The 11,226-nt window shown below is 54.6% G+C and carries 8 protein-coding genes; 6 read left to right on the top strand and 2 right to left on the bottom strand.

What is annotated here, in order from left to right:
• Positions 1-38 precede the first annotated feature (38 nt).
• On the bottom strand, positions 39-3,002 hold the full coding sequence (locus DWZ82_RS09185; RefSeq protein WP_118480343.1) for a hybrid sensor histidine kinase/response regulator: 2,964 nt from the start codon (positions 3,000-3,002) through the stop codon (positions 39-41).
• A gap of 6 nt (positions 3,003-3,008) precedes the next feature.
• The gene (locus DWZ82_RS09180) at positions 3,009-4,865 is read right to left on the bottom strand and encodes an ABC transporter substrate-binding protein (RefSeq protein WP_118480341.1); all 1,857 of its coding nucleotides are present in this window, start codon (positions 4,863-4,865) and stop codon (positions 3,009-3,011) included.
• Positions 4,866-5,725: 860 nt separating this feature from the next.
• Here DWZ82_RS09180 and DWZ82_RS09175 point away from each other — a divergent pair.
• The 6 genes from DWZ82_RS09175 to DWZ82_RS09150 all read left to right on the top strand — a co-directional run bounded on the left by DWZ82_RS09175 (position 5,726) and on the right by DWZ82_RS09150 (position 11,223).
• On the top strand, positions 5,726-6,886 hold the full coding sequence (locus tag DWZ82_RS09175) for a MarR family transcriptional regulator (RefSeq protein WP_118480339.1): 1,161 nt from the start codon (positions 5,726-5,728) through the stop codon (positions 6,884-6,886).
• The gene (locus DWZ82_RS09170; RefSeq protein WP_118480337.1) at positions 6,883-7,434 is read left to right on the top strand and encodes a hypothetical protein; all 552 of its coding nucleotides are present in this window, start codon (positions 6,883-6,885) and stop codon (positions 7,432-7,434) included. Before DWZ82_RS09175 ends, DWZ82_RS09170 begins: the two co-directional genes overlap by 4 nt.
• Before the next feature lie 250 nt (positions 7,435-7,684).
• Positions 7,685-8,086 (top strand): hypothetical protein, encoded by a 402-nt coding sequence (locus tag DWZ82_RS09165; protein WP_003499603.1) that lies wholly within the window; start codon positions 7,685-7,687, stop codon positions 8,084-8,086.
• Positions 8,087-8,126: 40 nt separating this feature from the next.
• Positions 8,127-8,837 carry a hypothetical protein gene (locus DWZ82_RS09160; RefSeq protein ID WP_003499607.1) on the top strand — a complete coding sequence of 237 codons (711 nt, stop codon included), beginning with the start codon at positions 8,127-8,129 and terminating at the stop codon, positions 8,835-8,837.
• 13 nt (positions 8,838-8,850) lie between these two features.
• A complete protein-coding gene (locus tag DWZ82_RS09155; RefSeq protein ID WP_118024153.1) occupies positions 8,851-9,846 on the top strand; it encodes a hypothetical protein in 996 nt (331 codons plus the stop codon).
• A complete protein-coding gene (locus tag DWZ82_RS09150; protein ID WP_118480334.1) occupies positions 9,847-11,223 on the top strand; it encodes a C39 family peptidase in 1,377 nt (458 codons plus the stop codon).
• Positions 11,224-11,226 lie beyond the last annotated feature (3 nt).

Raw genomic sequence — 11,226 nt, 5'->3', positions numbered from 1 at the left:
GCCGGTACTCCGGGTTTTGATATATCCGCATGGCGCGGTCAGTGCATAATGCCCTTCAGCGCGTCGATCAGCTCCTCAACCACGATCGGCTTGGACAAAAAGCCGTTCATGCCGCAGTCGAACGCCTGCTTTCGCTCCTCCTCAAACACGTTGGCCGTCATGGCAACGATCGGGACTGCGGCGCGCGCCGAGTCCTTCAGCGCACGAATGCGCTGGGTGGCGGTGTAGCCGTCCATGACCGGCATCTGCACATCCATCAGCACCAGATCATAGCGGCCCGGGTCCGCGGTGCGGACCTCTTCCACCGCGACCGCGCCGTTCTCGGCGATATCGACCAGAAAACCGTACTCGTGCAGGATTGTCATTGCGATCTCACGGTTCAGCTCGTTATCCTCAACCAACAGGATATGCCGTCCGCGGAAGTCGGCGTTTTTCCCGGGCAGGATGTCCTGCTCCTCCGCCGTCTGCATGTGCCCGATGGCTGTCAGCAGGGTGTCGCGCAGGTCGGACAAGAACATCGGCTTGGAGCAGAAGGCCGTCACGCCTGCCGCCTTCGCCTCCGCTTCGATGTCCGACCAGTCGTAGGCGGTCAGGATGATGATGGGGGTGTCATCATTCAGGCTGCGAATCTGGCGCGTGACCTCGATGCCGTTCATGTCCGGCAGCCGCCAGTCGATGATATAGGCGCGGCAGGGGTCACCCAACTCGATGGACTGCCGCGCACGCAGCACGGCCTCCCGGCCGGAGAGCGTCCACTCCGCACGCATTCCCACACGGGTCAGCAGCTTTGCCACGCTGTCGCAGGTGTTGAAATCGTCGTCCACCACCAGCGCCTTGAGGCCGGCAAGCTCCGCAATCTTTTCCTCGCGGCGGCTGCCGGTCTGCACGCGCAGCGGCAGGCAGATGATAAACTCGGTACCTCGGTTCTTCTCGGTCTGCACCTTGATCGTGCCGCCCATCATCTCGACGATATTCCGGGTGATGGCCATGCCGAGGCCGGTTCCCTGTATCCGGCTGACCGTGGAGGTACGCTCGCGTTCAAACGGCTCAAAGATCTTCTGCGCGAACTCCGGACTCATGCCGATGCCGTTGTCGCGGACGCGGAACTCGTACTGTGCACAGTCGCGCACAGTTCCGGCAAACTGCCGGACGCGCACGGAAACCGTGCCGCCCGCCGGCGTGAACTTGATGGCGTTGGACAGCAGGTTGAGCAGGATCTGCCCCATGCGCGTCCGGTCACAGTAAACGTCCTCGTCGGCAACGTCAAGCACATCCATATAAAGCTCGAGCTGCTTGGCGTATATCTGTCCGCTGACGATGGTCTTGATATCGTGCAGCATCTCGGCGAGGTTGACCTCGGTTTCCTCCAGATGAAGCTTGCCGCTCTCGATGCGGCTCATGTCCAGAATATCGTTGATGAGCGCGAGCAGGTGGCGGCTCGAGGAGAGGGTTTTGGTCAGATAGTCCTTCACCCGTTCCTGATTGTCGATATTGCTGACCGCAAGGGTGGTAAAGCCGATGATCGCATTCATCGGTGTGCGAATATCGTGCGACATATTGGACAGGAAGGTGCTCTTGGCGCGGCTGGCGGCTTCGGCGGCCGCGACCGCCTCGGAAAGCGCCTGATTGATCTTCCGGTCAGCCGTGCGGTCGGACATCACGAGGATGTACTTGGTCCGGCCTGCGACCTCGCTGCCCATGGCGACGATGTGGAACCAGCGGCGCTCACCGGTCTGCTGATGGGCATAATCGGCATCCCATTCGCTCTGCTCGCCGCACTGAATCCCCGCGAGGAAGTTCTTATCGTGGTCGGGAGAGTCCTTCGGGTGCAGCGCCCGCAGTGCACGGATGTCCTGCTGCACCTGCTCGAGCGGCACGCCCAGCAGCCGCTCGATGTTCGGGCTGACATAGTCCGTGCGGGAGGTTTCGGCATCCAGCATGAAGAAAACATCGTCCACGTTGCGTGAGAGCCGGGTGAACAGCTCATCCTTGTACAGGATCTCAGTATCTCTCCGACGCAGTGCATCGCGGCTTCTGTGCACGATGAGCGCGATAAGCAGCACCATAAGCAGGCACGCAATAGCGGTCACGATCTCGACCGTCCGGTGCCACAGCGTATCCATGCTGGCGTTAACAACGCTGACCGGGACAAGGCTGAGCATGATCCAGTCCTGGATGCCTGTGTTCTCGTAGACCAGATAGTACCGGGTTCCATGCAGCGTCAGCATCTTGCTTCCGTCCCTGCCCTGCGCGAAATCGTCACTCAGCGCGTCGAACGCTTTATCGGACAGATTGGAGCTGCTGCGCAGCTCCGCGAGGAAATTATAGACCGATTCCTCGCTGCCGTTCTCACCGTCAGCCTCGCTGTCGAGCACAACGCGCCCGTCCGGGTAGACAACATAGTTGTGGCTCGTGCCCTCGAATGCGGAGTTGTCAATCGCGTTCAGCACCGTACCATTATAGTAGGCGATGGCGATCGCATCATAGGCGAAGCCGCGGTAGGTGCCGCTCATCTCCGGGCAGGCAAACACGAGCATCTGCGGCTTTCCGGGCAGCACCGCATTCACAACGACGTCCTCTCCGGCGAAAAGCTGCGTGTCCAGATCGGTCTGCGAGCCAAGGCTGCTCTTTTCGCCGTCCTGCGTCATGCAGCTACCGTCCGAGGCGAGGAAGTAGAGGGCGGCGCAGCCGGTCTCCTTCTGCATCTCGTTCAGACTGGAGCGGATCTGTTCTTCGCTCGAGGCGTTTTTCAGAAAATCGTTCCACAGATGCAGCAGCATCTGGTTTCGGCTGACCAGATGGTTCAGCATATTGTCGGATTTACGCAGGATCTCCGACAGATGCGAGGTGCTCTCCCGATAGACCGTCTGCGACATAAACAAGAAATACCGATAGCAGATGCCGCCGAGCAGCACCGCCAGAGCCAACAGTGCGGCGGCAGGGCGGCGCCATTTTTTCAGGAAGCGGTATTTTATTTTGCTTCCGCGTGTTTTATCTGCCATTTCCGTTTACCTCAATGTAATATAGTTTTCCGGCTCCGCCAGTACGGCATTCCCCTCGGAGACATACGCGCTCCAGGTGTCCCGAACTCTCGTGTCGCCGCCCTCGAAGGCACGGCTCTCGTCCGCAAACAGCGGCGCCATGCTGCCCGCTGTCGCCAGACAGGTTACGGTTACGGTCTCGTCCTCGCGGAGCGGTTTGCCGTCCCGCGTGATCCCGGTCAGCGTAAAGCCGCCGTTTTCCTCCTTGACCTCGATGGCGATGCCGCTGACCACCGGCAGAGAGCCGCGGTTGAACGGCGTAAAGCCGCCCTCGCAGCCCTCGACAAAGGCGCGGACGGTCTCGGTCAGCTCCGCGCCGGTCATCGTGCGCTGATACGCGCGCAGATCGTTCGGCATGATCATAGAGGCAGCCATTTTCTCGGTGTAGTCTGCCGCCAGCACGCTGCCGGTAAAGCTGTTCGCCGCAGCAATGAGCACATCGGTGTCATACACGCCGCGCAGCGTGTTCGCCATTACGGAGAAGGAGGCATTGCCGCTGTCCGCATGGAAAACGTTCGAATAGCCCTTGTCCGAGGTCAGCACAGCCGCATCCGCGGCGGGCTCATCCGCAAGCAGCTGCGCGTTGAACGCCTGATACGCCTGCTCTGCTGTGTATTCGCCCGCGATCATGCGCGAGACCACATCCTTGGAGACCGAGAAGAAATCGTTGGAGGCGATGCGGATGTACATATGGTTCTGCTCGACCACCGGGCGCACGTCCTCCAGATAATCGGTCAGACGGAGGCTGACGTTCTGGCTGTAGCTCAGAATGTCCTGTCCGTCATAGACGATGCGGTTCTGTGCTTCTTCGGAGAGCATGACACGGAGCACCTGCATCGCCTTGTCGCGGCGTGCGCTGTCCTGCTCGAGATTGCGGCTCAGCGCAACCTGAAAATACGGGGTGGTCATCAGCCACTGCTGCCCGTCCTGCCCAAAGAACGGCAGGAAGGTCGTATCAATGCCCTCATCCTGCAGGATTTTAACATTAGCAGAGCTGCCGAAGAACATGGCAAGCTCGCCGCTGCGCATCCGGTCCATGATGTCATCGTAGGTCAGCGTCAGGTCAGCGGCGTTCAGGCCGGTGTCGCGGATGAACTGCTCGAGGTTCTTGAATGCGGTCGGCCAAACGGTGTCATCCAGACCGACTTTCTCGGTGCTGGCCGGGTCGCTGTAGGCGGTGCGCCATTTGCGGCCTTCCGCCGAGGAAAGCTCGGAGACAGAAAGTCCCTGAAGCGTTTCCATGCAGGTGTAATCGAAGAAATAGTCCGCATCAAAGCCGCGGATGCCGCGCTTTTCAAACGCTTGACAGGCGGAAACAAAGCTGTCGTAATCGGTGGGCAGCGGAATGCCGTATTTCTCGAACAGACTGCGGTTGACCACAAAGCCGTGCGCGTCCGCGCAGACCGGCAGCCAGTTTACGCTGCCGTCCTCGTTTTTGAAGCTGTTGAGGTAGGTGTTGTAGACCGCGCCCGCCTCGTTGGTCGTGGCGAGGTTCATCAGACTGTCCTTCAGCGGCGCGGCGTCATGCAGCGAGAAGCGGCAGCAGGTAATGATGTCCGGCAGGCCGCCGTTCTCGTTCAGAAATTTGTAAAAATCCAGATCGTTATTGCCGACAATGAACTCAATATTCACATCCGGCAGCTGCGACTGGATATAGGGGGCATATTTTTCGTACAGCGTGGTGTTCCACAGATAGACCTGAATGGTTTCCGCGTCCTCCTGCGCTTCGCTCTTTTGTGCGCCGCAGCCGGTCAGCAGACATGCCGCTGTTACCAGTACCGCGAGCAGGAAGGACAGACCGCGCTTCCGCTTTCTCGTTTTCATCAACCAATTCTCCTTACCCGTGACAGCCGCCTCTCCCCGACAGACTGCCCTTCTTTTTCCTCATTTCTCGCCGCAAAACGGCATTATATAAGAATAGCATAGCACTTCGCGGACGGTATTTCAAGGAATTTCACCTTTTTTCTGCCAAAACAGGCGAAAACACAGACTATACACCGTATCCGGAGCGCTTTTGCGGCGAATATTCCTGTAAAACAAGTTGAAATGGGATACCGGCGTGAAACGCTGTGCAGCTGCAAGGCTGCGAAAAGAACACACCGCCGCGCCTCCGATGGGCAAAAAAAAGACCCGCCGATTTCTCGACGGGTCGATTGCCCAAATTCAATCTGTACATTTCCAAGGCTTCCTTTGCTGCAAGCCTGTGGTAATTTGTTGTAAGCCATCTGCAGAATCTCGCGTATACACGGTTATTCTGCCTTGTGCACCCGCAATCAGTCCAGCGGCTTCATTGTCGGGAATAAAATTTTGCTCTCTCCATCCTGCCCCATGCCGCTCTGTAAGGGTTCAAAACTCGCACAATACTCGATTCGTGAAACTTTTTTCATTCGTCTTGCGTCCTCTTGTGCCGTCCTTTTCGCCTCAAAAGTTGTAGAAAAATTGTAGAAAGTTGTAGTGCGTCTGTTATGGCATATTACTGGCACAGGAATGGCAGCATTCTGCTATGCTATCCCAGTATGCCGTATCCACCATAATCTCTACATGAAGAACGGCTTGTTTGTTTAATCGCAGACGCATATATATTATATGATAACCTCCAAGCCCATCCAAGTCAACGGTTTTTATTGAAACATTTTATGACTTTTATTTCCCTACCTTTAATAATTAGTAAAGAGGAGACTGCCATGCCTGAATACCAACTTCAAATTAAACAAGTGGTAGATTACCCACGATGCCGGATTTATCGTGAGTTCATCCACAAACTGATCAACGACCGGAGCATCCGCATAAACGGAGGCTCCGGCCTTTTTCATTTTACTGTACTTTGCAGCTATGCAAACTTCCGCACCTCATACCGCCGTATTGACGGGATCAGTTATACAGTCTCGCCCGGCGAATGGGTGTGCACCGTCAAGGAACTGTCTTGCTGGTTCCGCACCCGCTTTCATCGGCAGGCGCTGTCCATGCTGGATACCCTTCAGAAGCAGCACTTGATTTCCTATACACTGCTGGGCCGTGGCAATGTAGTCAAATATAAAATCCTCCACTGGGCCCGCCACAATTCCGCACTGGAGTACAATGCCCCATGCCAAAAGGATACCGGTTTTTTCTTCCTTCCAGTCTCTGTTGCCCTGGAACTGGTCAGCTCTGCCCGCTGCTCTGAAATGGACATCATTCTGGATCTGTGGATATCCGCTGTCTACAACGATACGCAGGTGCAGGGGTCAGAGGTCGGTCCGGTAGCCTACTTTCGCAATGGTACAGGAAACCCGTTAGTCAGTTATACCGAACTCTCCTGCCGCTGGGGGCTGTCACGCGCCACCGTATGCCGGATACTGAAAAAGCTGGACGGTCTTGGGTATATCTCTATCATGTCGTTTCCCGGCCGGCATGGAAGCGTGATCTACCTGCAGAACTACCTGTCCACCATGTTTGAGATTTCCGATGTTTTAATCGACAAGGAGGAAGTTGCCATGACCTTAAACATTCATCTGGAGCTTCCGGAAACTGCTGAAACCGAAGAGAGCCATTCCATCTCTGAGCATGAGGTCATTGTTTCGGATGCACTTTCCAGCGTTTCAAAATCGCACATTGAAACGATACTCCGCAAGATGGCTGACATCCTATCTACGCAAGGGATTTCCTGCTTTTCCTGTCCGCTCTCCCGCTATAAGTTATATCCCTTATCGGACGACTGCTGGGAAGAGTTGATTCCGCGTGCGCGAGGGAAATCTACGGCCCACTTTGGTCTGACCATCCTCTGCGGCACAAACGCTTCAATCGCCACTTTTGAACTTACACTCACTCCCTTTGAGGAGCACGAAAATAGGAGGAACCTGAAATGAGAAAATTTGTTGAACCTGATGTTGCTGATAATCCCCTGTACCATGATACCTGGAAACTGCTGAAAAAATACCGGGATGTTGTGTGGAGCCTGGAGCTTTCTGTCCAGCATGTCCGCACCAAGTTTGAGATCGAGTATGGCACCTCCATCGAGGATTTTCTGGATTCAGTCTATCTGGCTGGCGCTGATTTGGCCGGAAGTGACATCGAGCACCATGCCAAATGCATTGAACGCAGCCACAAAATGCTCAAGCTGCTGGATTCCGCAATCGAATTGCTGCGTACCAAGCACAAAAACGGTGAGGCATATTACTGGCTGCTGTACTACTCCTTCCTCTCGCCGCAGCAGCTCAAAAATGTTGAGGAAATCATCGAGACCCTACGACCGCATATTCGTGACATCAGTTTCAGAACCTACTACCGCAAACGCCGGGAAGCTATTGAAGCCCTCAGTTCCGTCCTTTGGGGCTATACCTCCAAGGACAGTTTAGACATGCTGGAACAGTTCTTTCCAGAGACAAAATCACCTTCCGGACAATCGGGCAAATAATTGGCACAATTCGGGAACAAAATTGGCATGGTTCTGCTCTTTCAGTGTAAATACCGATGTGTTAAACTGAATATGCTCAAACTTGCACCCAAAACCGAACAGGACAGTAACGGCACCTTTCATCAGGGTGCTTTTTTGCTGCCCAGATGGCCGCCCGGCCATTTGAAAGCCCACATTTGTTTTGACAGGTGTGGGTTTTTCTGTTCCCTATTGAGCATCAAAAAATCATTCAGAATTGGAGGATCGCAAATTGAAGAAAACGAAAACCCCTCAAACTCCGCAGCTTCAGGAGCCGGATACCCAGTCCAAGCGCAGGCTTTCGCTGCCCAAAGTGGCTTACAGCGCCTTCCTGTGTGTGATGATGTCCATGATGTTCTGCCAGCCGGCTTATGCGGCAACAGATGTATGGACCAAGGCCAAAGAGATCATGCAGGATGTATACACCCAAATCCTTGCCATCTCCACTATCGCCGCCATCGTCACTGCTTCGGTAGCCTTGCTGCTCATGAACTTCTCCCGTTCCGGACGGACGGTAGATGAAAGCCGCGCCTGGCTCAAACGAATCTGTATCACCTGGGCTATCCTCAATGGCTTGGGCTTTATCATGGCGTATGTGACACCGCTCTTTAGTGGTGGACAATGGACAGGCTGATTGACCGTCTGACTGCTCGCCGGAAAGGAGGCTTGCATTTATGGGCATTTTAGACGGCATAGTGGAATGGATCGCAGAACAGGTAATGGCCGGTCTTGATCTGGTGACCACATCGGTTTTGGGTGCGCTGGGCTGTGATATGGCTGTATTTCTGCGTTATTTTCCCGCAGCAGAGACTATGTACTCTGTTTTCGTGGCTCTGGCAATCGGGATCATCCTGCTCAACTGGGTCTGGCAGTTATTCAAAAACTTCGGTCTTGGCGCAGGTGTGGAAGCAGAAGACCCGGTAAAGCTGAGTATCCGTTCCGTTATTTTTATCCTGCTGACGCTCTTTTCAGATGAGATCGTCAATATTGTTCTTACCATCGGCGGCACCCCCTACCACTGGATCATGGAGTCCGACCTTCCTGCATTAAGCTTTGCAGACTTCAATTCCGTGATGTTGGTCATCATCGGTGTGTGTGCCAATGGGGCTGTGGCGCTGATTACCTTGATTTTGGTTCTCATCCTGGCCTGGAACTACCTAAAACTTCTGTTCGAGGCAGCCGAACGGTATGTGCTGCTCGGTGTACTGGTCTACACGGCTCCTGTGGCTTTTTCTATGGGCGCCAGCCAGACCACAGCAAACATCTGGAAATCCTGGTGCCGGATGCTTGGTGGTCAAATTTTCCTATTGGTCATGAACGCCTGGTGCCTGCGCCTGTTCACAAGCATGGTGGGGTCCTTCCTTGCGAACCCGCTTTCGTTGTAAGGAGGTCTTATCCTTGAAGAAACTCAAAAAAATTTTGTTTGCGGCCTTTACAGTCGCAATTCTCTCCTGCCTGCTCTGCCAGCCGGCTTTTGCCGCTATCTCCGAAAGCGATGTGCAGGCTCAGGTAGACGCTGTGGGAAAAGAAGCCGTTTCCGGCAATGTGTTTATCTGGTTTCTCTGTGCTATCGGCTTTCTCAAAGTCGGCCAGAAAATCGATTCCTTCCTCTCCAGTCTTGGTGTCAATGTAGGACATACCGGCGGCAGCATGCTGGCTGAGGCTATGATTGCTGCCAGAGGCATCGGCGGCATCAAGAACTTTTCCAGTCACCACTTTGGCGGCGGGAGAAACAGCAGTTCCACCAATGTCAACTCAAACGGTGGTAAAGGCAGCGGCGGCTTTGGAGCAGGGTTTGCCAGCGGCGGTCTTGCTGGAGTGGTGAGCCGAAAAGTCACAAACAGCGCCATCAAAACAGCCACCACAACTCCCGGCTCCAAGCCTTCCGGTCTTGGCAGTCTTTTAGGCGATGCTGCAGCCGGAGGGATCGGCGGCCATATGTACGCTTCTTCCGTCAGTAAGGGCGGCAATTTTGCCAACAATGTAATCGGCAGCGTAGCCACGGGCAGTATCAGCCAGATGGGTTCCATTTCCGGTGAAAAAGCCGCCGAAGCCCTGCACTCTTACATGGGATATGCGGCACTGGAATCCGGAGCTGAAAATATTCCAACCTTCCAAAATGTCGAAATCGGCGGCGGCCGCATCACCGGAACAGAAGTGACCGAGGAACATCCCGAAGGCATCTCCTTTGGTATGTACCACGCAGACCAATATGTTGCCCCGGAAGGCCAGTACACCACCGTTCATGCCGTGGATGGCACAGCATGGTATAAGCAGTACGCTGTGGATGCTGTTGACAAATCGCCCTATATGGCTCCTGACGGTTCTATCGCCTTCAACGAGTCCATTGTCAAAAAGCTGCCTCCAGCCCCGAGGAGAAAGGACAAGATATAAATGCCAGAAGATCAAAAAAGCAGTTTTTCCGAAGCTGTGGAGACCGGTGCCTCCGCAGCGCATACCATCCGCGGCGCAATCAAAACCGGAAAAGCTATTTCCTCCGCTGCCAAAGGCGCTGCCGCAGGCGGTCCTTACGGTGCAGTTGCAGGCGCAGTGTGGGCAGGCCGGAAGCATATCGGGAAAATCATTGTGGCAGTCATTGCCCTGCTTATGCTGCCGGTATTATTTGTTCTCATGCTCCCCGGTCTTATTTTCGGCGGACTGACCAATGCCTCTTCGCCATCTGACCCCGAAATTCCGATTTTGAATAGCGAAACAGCGATTATTGAGAACGCCAACGAGATCACCTTTACCCTCAACGGCATCTTGGGCGAGGCACTGGATGATGTACTTGCCCGGATCGAAGCTGACTTTGCGGCATCGGGAGCCGACCATATGGAGGTCAAAAATGCCTATTCCGGCGGTCCCATTTATAACGCCAACCTGTTTATCTCTCAGTATTGTGCGGCCAAAGACAAGGATTTTGAAAGCATTTCTCTGAATGACCTTGCCGCCACCCTGCGGGAAAACAAGCAGCATCTATATTCCTACACCAGCAAGCAAGAGATTCGTGATAGCACCGTGACTGATCCGGAGACTGGGGAAGAAACAACGGTGTCCGAAACATGGATGGTCTATACTGTCCGTTACAACGGTGAGTCCTATTTTTCTGATGTTGTATTCCAGCTTACCGATGACCAAAAGGAGCTTGCATCTGATTACGCTTCCAACCTAAGCCTGTTCTTGGGCGATGGTCTGCTGCAAAATCTGGAAGCGTGGACCGGAAACAGCATCACCGCTCTGGGCGATGTTACTTTCACCGACGGGATCACACCTGTTGTTTACTACAATCAACTGGATGAACGCTATGCCGGTAAAGCATATGGTACGGACAATATTGGCGGTTATGGCTGCGGACCTACCGCTATGGCAATCGTGGTGTCCTCTCTGACGGACGATATGGTTGACCCTGTGGAGATGGCCGAGTGGTCTTACAACAACGGCTACTGGTGTAAAAGCAGTGGTTCTTACCATGCGCTGATACCTGCCGCCGCTGGGGAATGGGGGCTTCCGGTTTCCGGCTGTACCACTGCGGAACCACAGCGCATCACAGACGCACTGGCTAATGGTAAACTGGTAGTAGCAATCATGTCTGAAGGCCACTTTACCTCTTCCGGTCACTTCATTGTCCTGCGTGGCGTAAAAGACGGCAAGATCATGGTGGCTGACCCTGCCAGTTACACACGGAGCGAACAGCTCTGGGATCTGTCCATTATCTTAAATGAGGCCAGCCGGCGCGCTGGAGCTGGCGGTCCGTTCTGGATTATCGGCTAATGT

This window comes from Butyricicoccus sp. AF35-5AC (genome assembly GCF_003477715.1).
Classification (GTDB): domain Bacteria; phylum Bacillota; class Clostridia; order Oscillospirales; family Butyricicoccaceae; genus Agathobaculum; species Agathobaculum butyriciproducens.
The sequence above is the reverse complement of the archived record's forward strand: the minus strand, read 5'-3'. Positions and strand labels throughout refer to the sequence as shown.